The organism is Brevundimonas sp. 2YAF1, from assembly GCF_052114745.1.
GTDB lineage: Bacteria > Pseudomonadota > Alphaproteobacteria > Caulobacterales > Caulobacteraceae > Brevundimonas.
On sequence record NZ_JBFRFI010000001.1, the window covers coordinates 496,070 to 516,005 of the forward strand.

The 19,936-nt window shown below is 66.5% G+C and carries 15 protein-coding genes and 1 tRNA gene; 4 read left to right on the top strand and 12 right to left on the bottom strand.

Annotated elements, in window-relative coordinates:
* Positions 1–125 precede the first annotated feature (125 nt).
* A complete protein-coding gene (locus tag AB4Y68_RS02305; RefSeq protein ID WP_441453693.1) occupies positions 126–2,999 on the top strand; it encodes a hypothetical protein in 2,874 nt (957 codons plus the stop codon).
* 231 nt (positions 3,000–3,230) lie between these two features.
* Positions 3,231–5,189, top strand: a complete 1,959-nt coding sequence (locus AB4Y68_RS02310) for a hypothetical protein (protein ID WP_441453695.1) — start codon at positions 3,231–3,233, stop codon at positions 5,187–5,189.
* A 357-nt stretch (positions 5,190–5,546) separates the two neighbouring features.
* Here the strand turns inward: AB4Y68_RS02310 and AB4Y68_RS02315 are convergent, their stop codons facing one another.
* The gene (locus AB4Y68_RS02315) at positions 5,547–6,320 is read right to left on the bottom strand and encodes a LytTR family DNA-binding domain-containing protein (RefSeq protein ID WP_441453697.1); all 774 of its coding nucleotides are present in this window, start codon (positions 6,318–6,320) and stop codon (positions 5,547–5,549) included.
* A 141-nt stretch (positions 6,321–6,461) separates the two neighbouring features.
* On the opposite strand from AB4Y68_RS02315, the gene AB4Y68_RS02320 reads away from it, so the two are divergent.
* Positions 6,462–7,439 (top strand): alpha/beta hydrolase family protein, encoded by a 978-nt coding sequence (locus AB4Y68_RS02320; protein ID WP_441453699.1) that lies wholly within the window; start codon positions 6,462–6,464, stop codon positions 7,437–7,439.
* Positions 7,440–7,650: 211 nt separating this feature from the next.
* On the opposite strand, the gene AB4Y68_RS02325 is transcribed toward AB4Y68_RS02320, so the two are convergent.
* From AB4Y68_RS02325 to clpX, 9 genes are all read right to left on the bottom strand, one after another.
* Entirely contained in the window at positions 7,651–7,905 is a 255-nt protein-coding gene (locus tag AB4Y68_RS02325) for a DUF3885 domain-containing protein (RefSeq protein ID WP_441453701.1), read from the bottom strand.
* Between the two features lie 59 nt (positions 7,906–7,964).
* Positions 7,965–8,180: a DUF3885 domain-containing protein gene (locus AB4Y68_RS02330; RefSeq protein WP_441453703.1), complete on the bottom strand. Its 216-nt coding sequence runs from the start codon at positions 8,178–8,180 to the stop codon at positions 7,965–7,967.
* A 124-nt stretch (positions 8,181–8,304) separates the two neighbouring features.
* Positions 8,305–9,930 carry a sensor histidine kinase gene (locus AB4Y68_RS02335; RefSeq protein ID WP_441453704.1) on the bottom strand — a complete coding sequence of 542 codons (1,626 nt, stop codon included), beginning with the start codon at positions 9,928–9,930 and terminating at the stop codon, positions 8,305–8,307.
* A complete protein-coding gene (locus AB4Y68_RS02340; protein WP_441453705.1) occupies positions 9,927–10,637 on the bottom strand; it encodes a response regulator in 711 nt (236 codons plus the stop codon). Before AB4Y68_RS02340 ends, AB4Y68_RS02335 begins: the two co-directional genes overlap by 4 nt.
* Positions 10,638–10,639: 2 nt before the next feature.
* On the bottom strand, positions 10,640–12,217 hold the full coding sequence (locus AB4Y68_RS02345) for a DUF4153 domain-containing protein (protein WP_441453707.1): 1,578 nt from the start codon (positions 12,215–12,217) through the stop codon (positions 10,640–10,642).
* Positions 12,218–13,359: 1,142 nt separating this feature from the next.
* Positions 13,360–13,436 (bottom strand) — tRNA-Val (locus tag AB4Y68_RS02350).
* 40 nt (positions 13,437–13,476) lie between these two features.
* Complete coding sequence (locus tag AB4Y68_RS02355; RefSeq protein ID WP_441453709.1) at positions 13,477–13,752, bottom strand: HU family DNA-binding protein; 276 nt, start codon at positions 13,750–13,752, stop codon at positions 13,477–13,479.
* A gap of 118 nt (positions 13,753–13,870) precedes the next feature.
* Positions 13,871–16,270 carry an endopeptidase La gene (gene lon, locus AB4Y68_RS02360; protein WP_441453710.1) on the bottom strand — a complete coding sequence of 800 codons (2,400 nt, stop codon included), beginning with the start codon at positions 16,268–16,270 and terminating at the stop codon, positions 13,871–13,873.
* Between the two features lie 336 nt (positions 16,271–16,606).
* A complete protein-coding gene (gene clpX / locus AB4Y68_RS02365) occupies positions 16,607–17,875 on the bottom strand; it encodes an ATP-dependent Clp protease ATP-binding subunit ClpX (RefSeq protein WP_441453712.1) in 1,269 nt (422 codons plus the stop codon).
* Between the two features lie 193 nt (positions 17,876–18,068).
* On the opposite strand from clpX, the gene AB4Y68_RS02370 reads away from it, so the two are divergent.
* Positions 18,069–18,716 (top strand): HAD-IB family hydrolase, encoded by a 648-nt coding sequence (locus AB4Y68_RS02370; protein ID WP_441453714.1) that lies wholly within the window; start codon positions 18,069–18,071, stop codon positions 18,714–18,716.
* Positions 18,717–18,732: 16 nt separating this feature from the next.
* Here AB4Y68_RS02370 and AB4Y68_RS02375 read toward each other — a convergent pair whose 3' ends face one another.
* Both AB4Y68_RS02375 and AB4Y68_RS02380 read right to left on the bottom strand, forming a co-directional pair.
* On the bottom strand, positions 18,733–19,053 hold the full coding sequence (locus AB4Y68_RS02375) for a hypothetical protein (protein ID WP_441453716.1): 321 nt from the start codon (positions 19,051–19,053) through the stop codon (positions 18,733–18,735).
* A 137-nt stretch (positions 19,054–19,190) separates the two neighbouring features.
* Positions 19,191–19,832: an ATP-dependent Clp protease proteolytic subunit gene (locus AB4Y68_RS02380; RefSeq protein ID WP_114816234.1), complete on the bottom strand. Its 642-nt coding sequence runs from the start codon at positions 19,830–19,832 to the stop codon at positions 19,191–19,193.
* Between the last annotated feature and the right edge of the window lie 104 nt (positions 19,833–19,936).

Here is a 19,936-nt window from a genome sequence, read left to right on the forward strand (position 1 = left end):
CCGACAGGGCCTCCCACATCGGGCAATCACATGGGGGTGAAGCGAGGCAGGCGGCGCCGTTACTGCGTGTGCGGCATCGAATTGTGTGCCTAAGGTTGTAGTCAAACCTGACGGGAGCGCTCGCCATGGAGTCGCTGTTCAACTTCCTTCATGCCCGCCCGTTAGAAGCCAAGACCCCGGGCGAGGACGCGATCCTCGCCAAGGTGTCTGGGCCGATGGCAGGCGACATCGTCTGGGCCTGGGGCCAGAGCAACGTGCCCAAGGCGCTGCGCACGGCCGCGACGCGGGTCGTCGAGCGCCGACCGCCCGGAGGCCCCAGCTCCCGGCAGTTGGAATACTCGGCCGCCGCCGCCACCTTCGCCCAGGCGGTCCGCAAGGGGACCATCGACAGCGTCGCCGAGGCCAAGACCGCACTGGAGACCGCGTTCGGCGGGACCCTCGCTGACGTCGCCGCCGATCCGGAATTCGACGCGCTGGCGCTGCAAAGCGCGGACGAACTGGCCGGGATCAAGTACGGGGGGCGCCTCGACCTGCGTGCCCCGCGGTTGATCGAGGTGGTCCGCACCTGCGCCTACGTGGAGCGGCTATTCGCGGCGGGGGCGGAGGCCGCGCCCGAGCCAGCCGACTGGATGAGCCGGGTGGTCGTGCTGCAGACGCCGGATCGGCCGCCGCGCGAAATCGAAGCCCGTCCACCTTCTGATCGGCCGCTCGAGCGCGCCGCGGCCGAGGCGGAGCTGAAGGCGCTGCGCGACCAGCGTCGCGAGATAGATGCCGCCCTGGCCGAGCTCGTCGCCCTGCCCAGCGAACGGCTGTTCGGTCTCCCCGAACCGCAGGAGATACGCGAAGGCGATCCGCGCGAGCGGCGGGAGCGCAGCCTAGTCGAGCCCGGTCGCGTGCCCCCGGCCCTGACCCGCGCGCCGTTGGCGGCGACGGCGCTGGAGGACCTCTCCGCCGGCGCCCGCCGGGTCGTCGAGGGCCTCAGCCGACCCCGTGGCGGGCTGCTCGAGACCCTTCAGAAGGGCGAGCAGCGTTTGCGAGAGTTGGGGGTGGGCGAGATGCGGCTGGAGGAAGCGCTGGCGCCCAACATCCGGACGGTGGTGATCGGCGGCGGGGTCTACACCGCCGACTTCAAGACGCTCGCCGATACGGGCGACCACGGCGAGGGCGCGCCTGGCGTCCCGCTCACCCACGGCAAGATCGGCTCGGTGGGAATCGGCGACCTGCTGGTGGTGAGGCAGGCGCTGAAGGGCTACGAGGCCCGCGAACTTTCGCATGTCGACAACGTCCTGAAGGGGGAGCACCGCTCGCTCACCACCAAGCGCATCCGCACCACCGAGGAAACCATCGTCGACGAGCGCGAAACGACGCTCGAGGAGGAGCGCGACCAGCAGTCCACCGAACGCTTCGAGATGCAGAAGGAGGCCGCAAAGGTCCAGAAGGAGGACGACAGCCTGAAGATCGGGACGTCGCTCTCCGGCTCCTACGGTCCGGTCGTGGAGTTCAAGGTGACGACCGACTTGGGCATGTCCTCGTCGAAGGAAGAATCGGCCAAGTCAGCCGAGAGCTACGGCAAGGAGGTCACCACCCGCGCCTCGTCCAAGGTCACCGAGCGAGTGCTGCGCCGCACCACGATGCGAACCCTCGAGTCCTTCGAGGAGGAGAACATCCACGAGTGGAACAACGTGCCCGGCGAGGGCGGCCACGTGGTAGGCCAGTACCAGTGGCTGGAGAAGCTCTACGAGGCGCAGGTCTTCAACTACGGCAGCCGGGTGCTGTTCGACTTGGTGGTGCCCGAGCCCGCGGCCTTCATCCACTACACCCTGCAGACCGTCCCGGCCCCCGGGGAGGAGATCAAAAAGCCGCCGCCCTTCACCCTCAACGCCAGCCAGATCACTGCGGGCAACTACGCCCAGCACGCGCACCGCTACGATGCCGAGGGGATCGAGGCGCCGCCAGAGCCGGTCATCACCCTCTCGAAGGTTTTCGAAGGCGTGAACGGCGACGCCGACTCTGGCGAGATCCAGAAGACCGCCGAAGTGCCGATCGCGGACGGTTACGAGGCGGTGTTCGCCAGCGCCGTAGTCGCGGCCACCTACTGGGGTGGCTGGCACCACGTGGTGGTCACGATCGGCACCGCCCACTGGGTGCACTCGGGCGCCAGCGTGGGGGCCAGCAGCACGCCGTTGAACAAGCAGCAGAAGTCGATCAGCTGCACCTTGCTGACCATCAATGTCGCCTCGGTCACCGCGGCGATCGAGATCACTTGCAACCGCACCGCCGGAGCGCTGGAGAAGTGGCGCAACAAGACCCACCAGGCGATCAAGCAGGGCTACCTGAAGCAGATGAAGGCCTATGAGGACGCCGTCGAGCGGGCCAAGGCGCAGGCCGTCGCCCAGACCCGCGGCCGCAGCCCGCTGGCGTACAGCCTGCTGCAGCGTGAGGAGCTGAAGAAGGCGGTGATCTCGGTGTTCACCGCCCAGCACTTCGACGCCTTCGGGGCGATCCAAACGGGTGGTCTTGGTCTGCCGCAGGTCGATCTGGCCGAAGCCGAGCTGGAGGGCCCGTACATCCGCTTCTTCGAACAGGCCTTCGAGTGGGAACAGATGATGTTCCTCTACTATCCCTACTACTGGGGCCGGAAGAGCCGCTGGGTCGAGGCCTCGTTCATCGAAGACGCCGACTTCGAGTTCGCTGCCTTCATGAAGGCCGGCGCGGCGCGGGTGGTGGTCTCCGTGCGGCCGGGCTTCGAACTGGCCGTGGCCCACTTCCTGGAGACGGGCCAGATCTGGGAAGGGGGCGATCCGCCGCTTGTCACCAGCCCGGCCTACCTCAACATCGTCGACGAGATCAAAGACCGGCAGCAAGCCGGCGACGACGAGCTCCCGGTCGGCGATCCATGGGAAGTGCGGCTGCCGACCACGCTGATCCTGCTGCGCAAGAAGGACTCCCTCCCGCGGTGGGAGAAGAACGCCTCTGGCGCCTGGGTCGACGCGACCTGATCGGCCCGCCCGGTGCCCCCCCGCCGACCGCGACGGCCGCGTCCGCCGCCCCAACCCGCGCAACCGGCTCAACCTGCGGCTGCTCGGCAGCCCGCCCAACCCGCGCAAACTGGACCCGCGCCGGCGCTGCCCGCGGCGCCCGCCGGCCGACCCGCCCCGCGTCTGCCCGCCTGGGTGGGCCTGGACAAGAGCGAGCTGCCGCGCACCCCGGCTGGAGACGATCCGGGCTGGATGGGCACGCTCATTGCCAACTCCAATCTGCGCTTCACCGGCGCCTACGTGACCGGGCCGCCGTTGGCCGGGGAACCGGCCGGCAACTTCACACCGACCACGCGGGCCGTCGAACGGGCCTGGATGCGCAACCTCAACGCCCTGCTGGCGCAAGGCTGGGGTTTCGCCTTCTTCTACGTCGGCCACAGCGTTTCGGGCGGTGAGCAGGCCCGCACGGCGGCGCAGAAGACCCGGGCCCGCGGCGAGTTGCACGGACGCCACCTTCGCACCGTCATGCACGCCAGCGGGCCCCGGCTGGGCGGCTCGGTGGTGATCATCGACAATGAAGACGGTGAGACCGACGACCCCGAGGCCTGGGAGACCGACTACTACCTGGGCCTGTTCGAAGCGATGTCGCGTCCGGATCCGGACCTGCGGGCTTTCCGGCCCGGCTTGTATGGCCGCGGCAAGACCATGGACGCAATGCTGGCGGTCTGGCCGGATCTGTTCATGTGGGACGTGCAGGTCGACGACACTCCGATCGCGCCGTACGACCTGCAGGTTCATCCGATCCACGTGGACGTGGCGGCGATCCAGGACGGGCCGCCGCCTCGGCCAAACGCGCCGCCGCGCCAGCACGGGGTTCCGATCCGCATCTATCCGTCGACCCACGCACGCGCGCGGGACCCGACCTTCGCCTGGCCGCTGGGACGCCAGTTCCGGTTCCACAAGGGTGCAAGGGCGGAGTTGCCCATGCGGGGGTCGGCCACCGCGACGGCGCTGCCGCGCTGGCGGCGGATCGAGACCTGGGACTACGACTGCTGCTTCGTGCGCGACCCCGCCCGAGCGATCGCCGAGCCGCGCCTGGCGGGCCTCGGGGAGGGCCTTTCCACGCGGATCTTGCGCGGCCGTTTCGCCTTGGCCCCTCAAGTCCCGCCCCAGCAGCGGCTGGATCAGGTCGAGCCGCTGCTGCCGATTGTCCGCGTCGACCCGTTCGTGGTCACCGAGCCGGACGCGCCGCTGCTGCTTGCGCAGGTGGGCGGCCGACCCGCCCTCTACACGGTGCTGGTCAATGGCGAGATCGCCGAGGCGCGGGTCGATCCACAAGGGCAATGGGGACCGGGCGGATCGCTGGGCCCCCCGCCCACCCCTGCGGCGGCGCTGCGGGGCTTGCGCGCCCTGGGCGTCGCAAGCCACCGCGCCGACGACTCCCACCTGGTCTACGTCGCCGAGAACAACCTGCTGCATGCGCGCCGCAGGGCGGCGACCGGCGCCTGGGGTGCGGCCGTGCAGGCGCTGGCCCAGCCGCGGGTGCATCCGTTCTCCGACCTGGCGGTCTGCGCGCGCGGGGCGGCGGAGGTCGTCACCCTGTTCATCGACGAGCAGCGGAGGCTCACTGCGACGAGTTGGCTGGGGACCTCACGCAATTGGCCTGCGTTCCAGGCGCGTGCTCTGGAGCAGGCGCCCAGCCTGCTGCGCGGCACGGCGCTGGCGGCCGTGTCACCGACGGCGGCCGACCTTCTGGTGTTCGCGATCGGCCAGGACCGGCGGTTGCGCTTCGCGGCTCTCAACGAGCGCGGCGTCTGGTCCGCGATCACTCCGGCAGGGGATGTTGCGCACCGGCTCGGCGCCCACGGCCGGCTGGGCGCGTTCGCGGCTGGGGATGCGAGCGTCATCGTCTGCGCGCTGACCGACGCCGGACGCCTTGCGGTCTATCGTTTCTCCCGCGGCGCGACGGGCTGGACTCCTGCGCCGCGGGAGGTCTTCGAACCGCCGGCCGCTGCGGCGGCGCTGCCCATTCTGGCCGCGGCGGGCTGGCAGGACGGCGCGGGCTGCACGCTCAATCCATTCGGCGACATCGTGGTTGGTCGACAGAGCGCCACTGCCACCTTCGCCTACTGCGCAGGTCTGCGCGGCGGCGCCCCCGTGCTGCTGCGCCGGGATCTGTCGGCCACCGGACGTTGGGAGGTGCTCCCCTAGGGCGGCCACAGCGTGGGCAAAGCTTAAGGGTTTCAGAGGCGGCCTGCGGGCTTCCCCACGCGGGCCACCGCTTTGCTGCGCGCGTGCTCCTCACGGCGGCGTTTGCGGAGCCGCCCCCGGTCTCTCCAGATTCTCGACGGAGGGCAGTCGCACGAACAAGGGCTCGAAATCGGTTGGCTTCGACAGTAGCAGGCGTGAGCCTATGGCGACGTGCTTGTCAGACTTGCCGAAGAGCGGACCTCTCGAAAGTCGGTTTTGAGTCAGACTCGGCCGTTCGGCGAAGTCGCCAATGCGCCAAACGCGGTCATCGGCTCGCCGCCGGACAGTTGACCTTCCCATCCTGCCCGCGAGAACAGATCAACGAGTGGGCGCCGCAGCCAGCCAGCCCTCTTCGCGTAAGGCCCCGACCCGCGCTCGGGAGACCGGAGCCTCCAGACCATCGGTCAGCCGCAGCCGCAGCTTGCGCCCGTCCTCGACCACGCCTGCGATGGACGCACGCGCTACCCACCACGAGCGGTGGGTCTGCACGCCCTCTACGTCCTTCAGACCCGAGATCGCCTGAGACAGGGACATCAGTACCAGGCCAGAGCCCTGCGGCGTGTGCACTCGCACATAATGATCCTCCACCCTCAGATACAGCACGGTCCGACCCAAGCGGTGCTGCAGCCGGTCGCGCGGGTCAGCGGACGACGTGTCGGGTATCGCGGGAGCGGCCGTTCGAGATCGCACGGCCCACAACATGGCCAAGGTCGCCAGGGTGCTGATCAACAAGCCTTGACCATACCACTCCAGCCAACTGACCCGACCGACCACGGGCCACAGCCTGACCGCCAGCACCCGACTGAGCATGGCCGGCAGCAGCGTCAGAACTGCGATGGCCGGCGGCGTCCACAGCCATGCCGAAATACCCCGGTCCTTCGCCCACCGCGTCAGGATCGGCAGACTGAGGCCGAATGCCAGCCATCCGCCCCACAGACAGACCACCCAATAGGCCAGACGCACCGGCAGGGTCCCGCTCAGATAGCTGCCGAACGGACCGATCGCACCTAAAATCAGGCCCACGGCGGTCGAGACGGCGAACCCCGTCGCCGCCGGACGCCATCGCCTGTCCTTCACCCGAGTCGATTCCATGGCTCCACCCTAGCAAGGTTGCGGGCGATTGCAGCCGTTCGCCCGGCCACGGACCCGTTCGCCCGTTCGCCCATCTCCGCTGGCGCGATGTCTGGCAGCGACGGCACACGGCCTCATCGCCCGCTGCCGAAAGCCCTTTCAATGTCCACCGCCTCCCTGATCGCCGCCGCTTCAATCCTGCTGGCATCCAGCGCCACAGCCGCCACGCCAGGCCTGCCTCAAGCCGCCCCGCAGTCGGCCGCGCAAGCGGGTCCGTCGATCCGGGACGGCGTGGCCTATTCCCGCCTCACCGTGACCGATGGCGATCAGCCTGCCATTGAGGCGGGCGTCTGGTATCCGGCCGAGACGGCCACGACGCCGCGCCCGCTGATCGTCATCTCACATGGCAACGGCGGCGATTTTCGCAGTCACCGCGACACGGTCCAAGCCCTGGCCAAGGCCGGATTCGTTGTCGCGACGCTGACCCACACCGGCGACAACTGGCGCGACCAGAGCCGCGCCACCGATGTCGTCGGCCGCACTCGCCAGCTATCGGTGCTGATCGACCACATGCTGGGCCAATGGGAAGGCAAGGCCCGGATCGACGCGGAGCGGATCGGGGCGTTCGGCTTCTCAGCCGGCGGCTTCACCGTGCTGGCGGCGGCGGGCGGCAACCCCGACATGACGCGACTGGTCGATCACTGCCGAGCCAACCCGGCCTTCTATGATTGCCGCCTCGTGGGCCAGCATTCAGAGACAATGAACGATGGCCAGGGCGCGCCGCGCCTGCCGCACGACGCCCGCCTCAAGGCCCTGGTCGTCGCCGCCCCAGCCCTGGGCTTCACCTTCACGCGCGAAGGCCTGGCCGACGTGACCCAGCCGGTCCAGCTATGGCAGGCAGGGGCCGACCAGATCCTGCCCTCGCCCTTCTACGCCGAGCCGGTGCGCGATGCCCTGCCTCGCCCGCCGGAGTACAAACGCATCGACGGCGCCAGCCATTTCGACTTCATGCCGGCCTGCTCGCCCGAACTGGCCGCCAACGCCCCGATGATCTGCGCCCCGACCCCCGGCTTCGACCGCGCCGTATTTCACGAGGCGCTGAACCGCGAGATGATCCGCTTCTTCAAGACCCATCTCTGATCGGCGCACGGCGGCGGGGTGGAGACGGTAGTGTCAACCTCCGCAGAGGGCAGCGGGCAGCTGGGAAAACCATCGATTTCAGCGTGGACCAGGCGGGGACCCATGTCGTGCTGACGCGCTGAGGCTGACATCTGTTGCCCACCCCTCCCTGACTTTGCCAGCGTCCGCTTTCGGCGCTGAAGTCGAGTACCGCATCCAACCCATCGCCCTTCTATAGGCCTAGAGAATGCTGCGAGAGCCAATCCTTGTGTCGTTCTGCCATTCGCTGGACTTGTGCAATGTCGGGCAGAAAGAGATCTGCGCCGCCGTCATAAGGAGCGAAGATCGGACCATTCGCGGCCATCCATAGTGTCGGCCCGGCCTTCTCATCCGCCACCGAAAGGAGCAGATCGTCGAACCGACCAGGCGACCAATTGGTTTGGACGGCATACACCCGCCACGGGCGATCTTCTTCACCGTCGTCCACGAGAAACGTCGAGACGAATCTGCTGCGTCGCTTTCACCGGCGGACGTCGCCCAATGGGTCTAAACAAGCCAGCACGGGCTAGCGCCAAGCACTTCCTCGGCTAGCGTGTTGTGACGAGCCAGCAGAATTGAACGCTCTTCATCGGTGTCAGCATAGCGTTTCGAGGCGGGCAGCGAATGAAAGCGCAACCAGTATTTCGCCCCGTCTTCTCGCAGCATCCAGCCGACTGGTCGTTCACCAGAATGATACTTAGCCCAAGCATTTTCGAATGACATCTTGTGAGCGTAGCAGGCGAGCGCCTGTGTGTCCGCTCCCCCCCAAACTGAAGTTCGCCGCGTCCGCTTATCGACAATGAGGCCATTTAGCCCCCCGCACGACGAGTAAGCGCGCGAAATGATGTCATCCAACTCGTCCAGACGATGGCCCCCTGCGGCCAGCGGATCGGGGCAGCAGCAGCTCAAACGTGGCGCCGGCTCGTGTTCCAACCAATGCCAGGCTGGCCCGGTTCGCGCGCAGAAGCGCTTGGGCGATCGACAGACCGAGGCCTGCGCCTCCTTCACTGCGGCGCGTCGTGAAGAAGGGCTCGAAGATGCGTTTGACGTCGCCTTCAGCCACGCCAGGACCGTTGTCGGACACGGTCAGACGAACTTGATCGTCATCGACCTGGGCGGCGATCTCCACGGCCGTCGCGCCCAATTGTCGACTGTTCTCCAACAGGATCGTCAGGGCCATCTCCAGACTGGCCTCCGGGACGGCGACCAACGGCAGGCCGTCCGGCAGATCGACTTTAATCGTCAGGCCCGCTCTCAGGGCGTCCGCGATGCGGGCCACGACAGGTCGCAGATCGACCGCTGCTCCGGCTTCCGGCCGCGCCATGTCGGCCCGCGCCAGGTCCAGCAGCCGCGTCACCAGATCGGACAGTCGTCGCGCGTCGGCGTCGATGTTGTCGAGGAAGCGGCGACGCTGATCCGGCTCCATGTCGTCGCCATGGTCCTGAAGCAGTTCGACGGCCCCCTGAATACCAGCCAGAGGCGTCTTGAACTCATGGCTGACGGCGGCGGCGAAGTCGCGCAGGTAGCGCGAGCGGCGATCCACCGCCTCGGCCATCTGGCCAAAGTCTTCGTATAAATCACGTATCTCGACCGCCGCCGTCGGGGGCGGCGGCGGCACGACCCCTCCGCCATGCGTCACGTCGCGGGCGGCGCGTCGCAGGACCTCGATCGGACGGGCAATGCCGCGCGAGATCACCACCGCCAGCACGCTGAGCAGACCCAGAACCGCGACAATCCCGAACAGAATCTTGCCCCGGTCCTGATAAATCCCCTTGAAAAGGGCGCGCGGCGAACGCGATGTCAGGACGACGCCCTCAACCCGGCCGTTCACCACCACCGGCTGCGCATGATGGATACGCAGGCCGGAGGCTCGGCTGAGCCACTCCATCGAATAGCGCGGCTGATAGGCGGCGTTTCGGCGCAGCACGGTTGCGGGCGAGCCCGCCAACGCGCTCTTGACCTCAGCCAGATCACGCCAGCTTCCGCCCTGACCCAGGCCGCGCACAACCACGCCGTTGCGGTCGAGCAGGACGATGGAGGCCAGGGTGATGCGGCTGGTCTCCTCCATCACCGGCTCAAGACGTTCGGCCACGACGACGGCCGCTGGATCGGCTGGCGCCGTTGATGTGCGCGCCGGCGGGCGCGGCGGCAGAATTGTATCGGAGCGCAGATCGATGCGCGCCGGTTCGGGGTGATAATAGCCCGGCGCTCGGCGCTGGGCTTCGGTCGGGAGGACGATGCGCGCGCCGGGCCAGATCGCCTCGGCGGTTGCTGACAGGGCCGCCGTCTGGGCGATCAGCTCCGCCTCGGTCTGACGGACCAGGGTGTTCTCATAGACCCGCAGGAAGATGGCGCTTACGCCGGGCAGAATGGCGGCAAAAAACAGCACCGACAGCAGGATGGTGCGCAACCGCAGAGCAGGCCAGTGCGCCCGCACGAAGCCTCTCAGTCGCTGGACAGCGCCTCCGATCACGCCTCGCCGCCGCGACAGGGACCCATCTGGTAGCCGACGCCCGCTCGGGTCTCGATCACGTCGGCCCCGCCTATAGACGCGAACTTGGCGCGCAGATTGCGCACATGGCTGTCGATGGTCCGGTCGGTCAGGGCGAAGCCCGGCCCATGGATGCGGTCGATGATGGCGTCGCGGGTAAAGACCTTTTGCGGGGCGGAGGCCAGGGCGCGAACAATGCCGAACTCGGTGATGGTCAGCGGTACATCGGCGTCGTTCCAGCGCGCCCGCCAGCCGTCCGTATCCAGCGACAGCCTGCCGACGCGCACCGCGCCCGGCGGTGGGGGTGGCGGGGACATATTCACACGCCGCAAAATGGCGGCGACACGGGCCACCACCTCGCGCGGGCTGAATGGCTTGACCACATAGTCGTCGGCGCCCAGTTCGATGCCCAGAATCCGGTCAATCTCGTCGTCACGGGACGACAGAAACAGGACCGGGAGATCGCCCTGAGCACGGATGCGGCGGCAGGCCTCGATCCCGTCCATGCGCGGCATGTTGATGTCCAGAATGACCAGGTCGGGCCGCTGTTCGGCGATGGCGGCCAGGGCCGCCTCGCCGTCGCCGGCCTCGCGTGTCGCCAGCCCTGCCTTTTCCAGGGCGAAGGTCAGGAGGTCGCGGATATGCGGGTCGTCATCGACGACCAGGACGGTGCGCTGCATGATCGCCATGTTCAGGTTCCAGCTTCAGAGGTCAACGGGGGAGCAATGGGACTGGGCGTCGACGGCGGCGCCGAAAGGCGCACGGACGGGGTGATCAGACGCCCGTCGCAATCGCGCTGACCGGGAGGCATCGCCGTCAGGGGACGGGCGGCGGTCAGTTGCTCAACCCGGTCAAGCCGCCGGGCGTCGCGCCAGCGCCAACCCCGCCATTTCGATTGATGCTCCTGCATCGCCGCCATTTGCCGGTCGCGCAACGCCGCGACGCGGTCCTTCAGCGCCGAGTCCGCCGTTTGCTGCTCCAACTCGACGAGCGAGACCAGGGCCGCGCCGTTCAGGCTGTCGAGATAGCAGAGGTCCAGCCGTGAACCCTGGCCGTCGACCTCGCGCGCATGCCGCACGTTCCAGTGCGCTGCGATCGCCCCCAGATCGACCACGCTGACCACCCCCAGCACCGTCAGGGCCACGCCGACATTGGCGTTGATCAACCAGCTAGCGCTCTTGTTCCTCAGCACGCGCCAACAGATCAGCCCTAGGCCGAGACCGACCAACACCATCCAGATCATGGCGGCGATGCGGAACCGCGTCAGGGAATAGGCCTCGATATAGGCCGCCGTCCGCAACAGGCTGGAAGCGACCAGAAACAGGTTCTGTCCGACCCACAGAACGACCAGCCGTCGAACCAGAGGCCGCGTCGCCGTCTCTGACCCCGGCCGCAGGAAGATCAGGACGAACAGGCCCGCCAGCAGGGCCGTGACGATCAGCGGATAGGCGCCGCGATGCGCGTACTCGGCAAGGGTCACGCCCTCCGGCAGCGGTGCGCCGCTCCACAGGAAGGCCAGGTCCAGGCCGTTTTGCATCGCGAACAGCAGGTTGAACACGATCAGCGATAGGGTGACTGAAGCTGCCGTAACGCCTGGGACATTCCGTCCCTCCAGCGATGGCAGGGCAATCAACCGACGCCGCCAGCGCGGACGCAGAAATCCAGCGACGGCAATCAGAACAACGCCCCAGAAAATCACCCTCGCCACCGTGTTTTCCGACAGGGGCGGCAACCGCAGCCGCGCCGCCAGATCGCCGATCACCGGATTGGCGCTGGCGAACAGGGCCAGGAACACTGCGCCGCCCAGGACCGGCAGGATCAGCAGGCGCACGACGCCCGGCAGGCTGAAGGCCTGCCGTCGCCGGTTGGTCCGGTTCAGGCGGATCAGGTCGATCCACGGCCCAGCCACCGCCACTACTACCTGAACGATCAACCGCTGCGCCCAGCGCCAGACGTCCTCGCCGCCGCGCACCCGCGCCGATTGGACGGCGATCATCAGGGCGAGCCCGAACAGGACCCAGGCCAAAAGGCTCGGCCGGTCGATCATGACCCCCGCCAGCCCCGCCGCGCTTGCGGCTGCCAACAGGCCTCGCCGGTCGCGGACCCATCCCTTTCGGAACAAGGCCGCCGCCGCCAGCCAAAGCAGGGCGAACAGGCCAAGGGTCGCGCCGGGCCGCTGCATGAAGAACATCGCGTCAGCCGCGCCGCCCAGCAACAGCCCGATCCCGACCTTCAGCCAGTAGGATGATCGAATGGATGAATTGAACACGGCTGGACGGCGCCTTCTTTATGAGGCGGTCGTTGTCGCTTATGCGTGTCGAGCGTTGATGGCCTCATGTTCGAGATATGAACCAGGCGGCGTGCAGAAACCGTGCAGATAAAGGTTCACGGCCAGGTTTCGGACGTTTCGGTCTGCTCAACGTCGAGAAAAGTGATCGTGGATGACCCATTTCGCGATCAGAGGGATCGTATTTGCGACGCCGCCAGCGAGAGACCATCCTGCGAAAAACGCCAGAAAAATTAGCCCAGCCCCTACGCCATCGTCCGCTGCGAGGACGGCGCCAAACCCCCAAACGGCTAGCGGGACGAAGGTCGTGCAGGCAACCACTACGACACCCTGCCGGAAGGCGATCCGAAAGCTTGTTGGGCATTGAACCAGCTTTCGCATGCGATCCTGATTTCGGTTGGTGGCCAACGCTACCTTGTCAAGTTGAAGTTCCCCTCTCCACCCATAGCTGACGTTTGAGGCGTCCGCCTTCTAGGCGTTCAGCCCAATGTCGGCATTAGGACGCTAAGCCGGCGTCCGCACGCGGCCCTTAGCGGACCCTAAGCCGATGCGCTTTCAGCGTCGAAGCCGAGGACCGCACTCGACCCACTGCGGACCTATTGGCCGCGCCTTTTTAGTGCGGCTGATCCATACCGTCCCAGAAGCTCGAAGACGATCAAACCTGCGCCGCTGGCGCACATGTGAAGAGCTAGGAAGCAAGGCGGCGCGCATCGCACGAGCGACCGAGGACTCGCTGGCCACCCAGACACAGGCATGGTCGGGTCGATCCGTCCCGCTGCCGCAACTGCCGCCGTCGTCAGGGCCTCGGCCCGGCCACGCGGACCGCCGTCGCGGTGAACCCAGACGATCTCGACGTCGGCGGCGCTGGGCAGGGCGTCATTGGGTGTCACGAGCAGCCGATATCGAGGGGCCTCAACAACGTCATCCCCGGTCCGTCATGAGAGGATTGATCAAGGGCGGGTGATCGCTTCGGGTCAGAACACGCCTTAGGGGCCCAAACCGTTTCAGGACATTTCAGCGAAATCCGCAGAAACTGCCCCCCCCCTACTGCCCCCTTGACCCAAATTGCCGGAACAACCGGCACCAGCAAAATCTGTACAACCCACTGATTTGCTAGGAAAATTTGGTAGGCGGCGACGGGTTCGAACCGCCGACCCTCTCGGTGTAAACGAGATGCTCTGACCAGCTGAGCTAGCCGCCCGTGACGTCGCGCGTCAGGGACGCTTCATGCCCCTGTCTCCTCAGCCGTTCAAGGCGCTTTTCAATCCTTCCCCAACCCTGAAGCGCGCGGTGCGCGAGGCAGGGCGGGCGATGGCCTCGCCGGTTTGCGGATTGCGGGCGGTTCCGGCCTTGCGATCCACGGCCACGAAACAGCCGAAGCCGACGAGACGCACGTCGCGCCCGCGCGTCAGCGAGGCGGTTACGTTGTCGGTGAAGGCTTCCAGCGCCAGCTTGGCCTGGTCGCGGCTGATGCCCGCCGCCTCGGCCATGACGCCAATCAGCTCAGTCTTGTTCATTGGTCTTGCTCCCCAGCATTTCCCCGGGGCGCACTTAACGGCTTCTTGACGCCGACGTCAAAAGCAACGCGGCCCGAGTTTCCCCGGGCCGCGCGCTTGGTCGCTTCTTTTGTCGCCGTTAGTGGCTGACGGCTTTTCCGTCGTGGGGCGGAGAGGACGGCTGGACGGGCAGCAGGGGCTCGGCCGCCTCGTCCCACTCCACCGGCGTCAGCGTGCCTGTCAGGGCCCATTTCAGCGCCTCGTCCGCGGTCGAGATCGGGATGATCTCGAGCGCCGACTTCACGTTCTCCGGCACGTCTTCCAGATCCTTCTCGTTCTCCTGAGGGATCAGCACCGTCGTCACGCCGGAGCGCAGGGCCGCCAGCAGCTTTTCCTTCAGGCCGCCGATGGCGGTGACGCGGCCGCGCAGGGTGATCTCGCCGGTCATGGCGATGTCCTTGCGGATCGGCACGCCGGTCAGGACCGAGACCATCGCGACCGTCATGGCCACGCCGGCCGAGGGGCCGTCCTTGGGCGTCGCGCCGTCCGGCACGTGAACGTGGATGTCCGTCTTCTCGAACAGCGGCGGCTTGACCCCGAAGCTGAGGGCGCGGCTGCGGACATAGGAGGCGGCGGCGGAGATCGACTCCTTCATCACCTCCTTCAGGTTGCCGGTCACGGTCATGCGGCCGCGGCCGGGCATCTTGATCGCCTCGATGGTCAGGATGTCGCCGCCGAACTCGGTCCAGGCCAAGCCGGTGACGATGCCGACCTGATCCTCGGTGTCCGTCTCGCCGTAGCGATACTTCTTCACGCCCGCGTACTGAGCCAGCTTGGCCGCATCGACGGTGATGGAGACGGCCTTGGTCTTGGCCATCTCGCGCACCGCCTTGCGGGCCAGACCGCCGAGCGCCCGTTCCAGCGAACGCACGCCGGCTTCGCGGGTGTAGTAGCGGATCAGGTCACGGAGGGTCTCTTCCGGGACGATCAGTTCGCCCTCCTTCAGCCCGTGATCCTTGAGCTGTTTCGGCAAGACGTGACGCTTGGCGATCTCGACCTTCTCGTCCTCAGTGTAGCCGCTGACCCGGATGATCTCCATCCGGTCCATCAGGGGCTGAGGCATGTTCAAGCTGTTGGCCGTCGTCACGAACATGACCTGAGACAGGTCGTAGTCGACCTCCAGATAATGGTCGCCGAAGGTCGAGTTCTGGGCGGGGTCCAGCACTTCCAGCAGGGCCGACGACGGGTCGCCGCGCCAGTCGGCGCCCAGCTTGTCGATCTCGTCCAACAGGACGAAGGCGTTGGTGGTCTTCGCCTTCTTCATCGACTGGATGATCTTGCCGGGCATGGAGCCGATATAGGTCCGGCGGTGGCCGCGAATCTCGGCCTCGTCGCGCACGCCGCCCAGCGACATGCGGACGTATTCACGCCCCGTCGCCTTGGCGATGGACTGGGCCAGCGAGGTCTTGCCGACGCCGGGAGGGCCGACCAGGCACAGGATCGGGCCCTTCAGCGTGCCGGTGCGCGCCTGGACGGCCAGATACTCGATGATGCGTTCCTTGACCTTCTCCAGGCCGTAGTGATCCTCTTCGAGGATGTCCTCGGCCTTTTGCAGGTCGATGGGCTTGGTCTTGGCCTTGCCCCACGGGATCGACAGCAGCCAGTCGAGGTAGTTGCGCACCACGGTCGATTCCGCCGACATCGGCGACATGTTGCGCAGCTTCTTCAACTCCGCATCGGCCTTGGCGCGGGCTTCCTTGGACAGGCGCGTCTTGCGGATGCGCTTTTCCAGATCCAGCAGTTCGTCACGCGAGTCGTCGGTCTCGCCCAGCTCGCGCTGGATCGCCTTCATCTGCTCGTTCAGATAGTACTCGCGCTGGGTCTTCTCCATTTGGCGTTTCACGCGCGAGCGGATCTTCTTCTCGACCTGAAGGACGCTGATCTCGCCCTCCATCAGGCCATAGACCTTCTCCAGGCGCGCCGGCACGGCGATGGTTTCCAGCAGGCCCTGCTTGTCGGCGATCTTCACCGACAGGTGCGCGGCGACGCTGTCGGCCAGCTTGGACGGATCGCTGATCTGGGGAATGGAGCTGAGGGCCTCGGGCGGGACCTTCTTGTTCAGCTTCACATAGTTTTCGAACTGCTCGATCACCGCGCGCAGCAGGGCTTCGCTCTGCGAGGCGTCGCCTTCCTCGTCGGCGATCTCGACGGCCTCGGCCTCGTAGTAGTCCTCGCGGTCGGTGAAGCGCGTCAGGTGGGCGCGGCCCTTTCCCTCAACCAGCACCTTCACGGTGCCGTCGGGCAGCTTCAGCAGTTGCAGGACGGTGGCCAGGACGCCGGTCTGATAGATGGCGTCAGGCGCCGGATCATCGTCGACGGAGTTCTTCTGAGTGGCGAGCAGGATCTGCTTGTCGCCCTTCATGATCTCATCGAGAGCCCGCACGGACTTCTCGCGGCCGACGAACAGCGGCACGACCATGTGCGGAAAGACCACAATGTCTCTCAGCGGCAGGACGGGGAGGATTTTGCTCTCGGTCATGATGCGTACTTTCCAGGGCTTTCGTGGATCTCCAGCCCGCCGCCCCGAAACGCCTCGGCGCGAATGCCTAGGCTCCTCTGGACGACCCGCCGATTCCGGCGGCTTTCGTGTGAGTATGTGGTTCGCGAGACGCCGGGTTCAAGCGTAGCGGTCGGATGGCCCACAGAAGCGTGGTTCAGGGCCCATCGTGGACGACCTGCCCGGCCAGGTCCAGGCGGTTGCGACGCGTTGCTGTCCTTTCCGGACTGTGGCGCGGACGCCGCAGATCGAGGCCTCGGGACGGAAAAAGGGGCGGGCCGTCGCCGGCGCCGCCCCTTCCAACATTGCTACGCTCGATTAGGCGGCGCCGTCGGCCTTCTTTTTGGTGCTTTCCGAATAGATCAGCAGCGGCTGGGCGCGGCCTTCGATCACTTCGGCATTGACCACGACTTCCTCGACGCCTTCGAAGGTCGGCAGTTCGAACATGGTCTCCAGCAGGATGCCTTCCAGAATGGAACGCAGGCCGCGGGCGCCGGTCTTGCGGGTGATCGCCTTCTTGGCCACCGCCGACAGAGCGTCGTCGGTGAAGGTCAGCGCCACATTCTCCATCTCGAACAGGCGCTTGTACTGTTTGACCAGGGCGTTCTTCGGCTCGGTCAGGATGGTGACCAGCGCCGGTTCGTCCAGGTCTTCCAGCGTCGCCAGAACGGGCAGACGGCCAATGAACTCGGGAATCAGGCCGAAACGCATCAGATCGTCCGGTTCGACGCCCTTGAGGATGTCGCCCGTACGGCGTTCGTCGATTTCCTTGACCTTGGCGCCGAAGCCGATCGAGGCCCCTGCCCCACGGGCCGAGATCACCTTTTCAAGGCCGGCGAACGCGCCGCCGACGATGAACAGGATGTTGGCGGTGTCGACCTGCAGGAACTCCTGCTGCGGATGCTTGCGACCGCCTTGCGGAGGCACGGAAGCCACTGTGCCTTCCATGATCTTCAGCAGGGCCTGCTGCACGCCTTCGCCCGACACGTCGCGGGTGATCGACGGGTTGTCCGACTTGCGGCTGATCTTGTCGATTTCATCGATGTAGACGATGCCGCGCTGAGCCCGCTCGACGTTGTAGTCCGACGCCTGAAGCAGCTTCAGGATGATGTTTTCGACATCCTCGCCCACGTAACCGGCTTCGGTCAGGGTCGTGGCGTCGGCCATCGTGAACGGCACATCAATGATGCGCGCCAGCGTCTGGGCCAGCAGCGTCTTGCCCGAGCCGGTGGGCCCGATCAGCATGATGTTCGACTTGGCCAGTTCGACGTCGTTGTTCTTCGTCGCGTGGTTCAGGCGCTTGTAGTGGTTGTGGACGGCGACGCTCAGCACCTTCTTGGCGTGGCTCTGGCCGATCACATAGTCGTCCAGGACGTCGCGAATCTCCTTGGGAGTCGGCACGCCGTCCTTGGTCGTCTTGAAGGCGATCTTGTGCTCTTCGCGGATGATATCCATGCACAGCTCGACGCATTCATCACAGATGAACACCGTCGGTCCGGCGATGAGCTTGCGCACCTCGTGCTGGCTCTTTCCGCAGAATGAGCAGTAGAGCGTGCTTTTGGCGTCTGTGCCGGCGGCTTTGGTCATAGACCCTTCTCACTCCCGCGATCCGGCCCGACATGGGACGAAAGGCGCTTACCTCGTGGTCGATCCGTGAATCTATGCACGAAGGTCTTCAAAAAAAGACAATCACCCATCACACGTTCCGCCACAACCCTGTTGCGACACGACAAAGCGCTAACAGGGACGGACAGCACAGTTTCTATGGGGATCACGGCTAATGTCTGACATGGGCGCCGCACAATCGTTTCGCCAGTCCCCCGCCGGGGACCGTCCGATCGTCGCTTTCGACTTCGACGGCACCCTGACGATTCGCGACAGCTTCACCGCCTTCCTGCGCTGGCGGGCCGGCGCGGGCGGCTGGGCCCTGGGCCTGGCCAGGATGGCGCCCGCGCTGGCGGCCTATGTCGGGGATCGCGACCGGGGCCGGATCAAGGCCGCCTCGGTGCGCGAATTCCTGCTGGGCCTGGACCGCGCCACGCTGGAGGCCGAGGCCGAACGCTACGCGAATCAGAACTGGGATCAGTTCATGCGTCCTGACGCCCTCGCCTGCTGGAACGCCTGGGGCGAAAAGGGCGCGCACCGCGTCGTCGTCACCGCCTCGCCGGAAACGACCGTCGCCCCCTTCGCCCGCCGTCTGGGGGCTGAGGGCCTGCTGGGCACCCAGTTGGTGTTCGACGCCCAGGACCGCGTCACCGGCGCCTTTGCGGGCGAGAACTGCCGGGGCGAGGAAAAAGTGCGCCGCCTGCGCGCCGCCTATGGACCGGACATGAAACTGGCCGCCGCCTATGGCGACACCTCCGGCGACACCGAGATGATCGCCATCGCCGAGGAAAAGGGCTTCCGGGTCTTCACCGGCCGCCCCTGAGGGTCCGTTCGGAGAATCAGCGGCCGTCGGCGTCCACGTCGAAGACCACGGCCTTGCCGCGCGAGGTGGGGTTCCAGCCCGCCTCGATGGCCGCCGTCACGGAGTTGCGCACAGCGTCGACGTTGACGCGCTGCTTCTCCAGGTCCGGCCGTCCGTTCGCACGCATCGGCATGGGAAACTGGATGACCGCCTCGCGCTTGAAGTCCTTCAGGTGCAGGCTGATGGCCATGCCGTCCCACTGGCCGCCAGCCTTGGGCTGGGGCTGACGGCGGATCTCCCACTCATAGATGTCGCCGTCGACTTCGACGGTCCCGCTGGCATCGCGTGTGTACTGCATGGCGGCCTGATAGCACAAACCGCGGGCGGGCCCAGACCCCTGCTCCACCCCTCATTCGCGGGGCGATACGATTCGAGGCGGGACCCGTTTCCGGACCCCGCCTCGCAAATCGTGGCAGCTAGATGCCTAAAGTCGGATCAGACCGTCTTCACGCCGTCGTCGTCGGCTTGGGTGCGCTTGTCATAGACATGGTCGACGATGCCCCAGGCCTTGGCTTCCTCGGCCGTCATGAAGTGGTCGCGGTCCAGGGTGCGCTCGACTTCCTCATAGGTCCGGCCGGTGTGGTGGACGTAGATTTCGTTCAGGCGGCGCTTGGTGGCGATGATGTCCTCGGCGTGGCGTTCGATGTCCGAGGCCGTGCCGCGGAAACCGCCCGAGGGCTGGTGAACCATGACGCGTGCGTTCGGCAGAGCGATGCGCTGGCCCGCTTCACCGGCCGTCAGGATCAGCGAACCGGCCGAGGCGGCCATGCCCATGACCACGGTCGAGACCGGCGACTTGATGTATTGCATGGTGTCGTAGATCGCGAGCGCCGAGGTCACCTGACCGCCGGGGCTGTTGATGTACATGCTGATTTCCTTCTTCGGGTTTTCCGATTCCAGGAACAGCAGTTGGGCGCAGATCAGCGAGGCCATACCGTCCTCGAACGGCCCGGTCAGAAAGATGATCCGCTCGCGCAGCAGACGCGAAAAGATGTCGAACGACCGTTCACCGCGGCTGGATTGCTCCACCACCATCGGCACCAGGTTGTTGGAGATGTAGTCGATCGGATCGCGCATGAAGGCCTTTTTCGAATTCTGTCGGCGCGACTCGCTGCCGCGACCTTAGTCGCCAAGATATCACCACCCGACCCGCGCCGCGCAAGGCCGCACGCTCGCCTTAG

What these genes read in the sequence shown, in the direction of transcription:
- clpX (WP_441453712.1), bottom strand. Translation starts at nt 17,875, where the DNA reads ATGACCAAAGCCGCCGGCACAGACGCCAAAAGCACGCTCTACTGCTCA.
- AB4Y68_RS02315 (WP_441453697.1), bottom strand. Translation starts at nt 6,320, where the DNA reads ATGGAATCGACTCGGGTGAAGGACAGGCGATGGCGTCCGGCGGCGACG.
- AB4Y68_RS02375 (WP_441453716.1), bottom strand. Translation starts at nt 19,053, where the DNA reads ATGCAGTACACACGCGATGCCAGCGGGACCGTCGAAGTCGACGGCGAC.
- AB4Y68_RS02320 (WP_441453699.1), top strand. Translation starts at nt 6,462, where the DNA reads ATGTCCACCGCCTCCCTGATCGCCGCCGCTTCAATCCTGCTGGCATCC.
- AB4Y68_RS02380 (WP_114816234.1), bottom strand. Translation starts at nt 19,832, where the DNA reads ATGCGCGATCCGATCGACTACATCTCCAACAACCTGGTGCCGATGGTG.
- AB4Y68_RS02305 (WP_441453693.1), top strand. Translation starts at nt 126, where the DNA reads ATGGAGTCGCTGTTCAACTTCCTTCATGCCCGCCCGTTAGAAGCCAAG.
- AB4Y68_RS02355 (WP_441453709.1), bottom strand. Translation starts at nt 13,752, where the DNA reads ATGAACAAGACTGAGCTGATTGGCGTCATGGCCGAGGCGGCGGGCATC.
- AB4Y68_RS02330 (WP_441453703.1), bottom strand. Translation starts at nt 8,180, where the DNA reads ATGTCATTCGAAAATGCTTGGGCTAAGTATCATTCTGGTGAACGACCA.
- AB4Y68_RS02310 (WP_441453695.1), top strand. Translation starts at nt 3,231, where the DNA reads ATGGGCACGCTCATTGCCAACTCCAATCTGCGCTTCACCGGCGCCTAC.
- AB4Y68_RS02370 (WP_441453714.1), top strand. Translation starts at nt 18,069, where the DNA reads ATGTCTGACATGGGCGCCGCACAATCGTTTCGCCAGTCCCCCGCCGGG.
- lon (WP_441453710.1), bottom strand. Translation starts at nt 16,270, where the DNA reads ATGACCGAGAGCAAAATCCTCCCCGTCCTGCCGCTGAGAGACATTGTG.
- AB4Y68_RS02340 (WP_441453705.1), bottom strand. Translation starts at nt 10,637, where the DNA reads ATGGCGATCATGCAGCGCACCGTCCTGGTCGTCGATGACGACCCGCAT.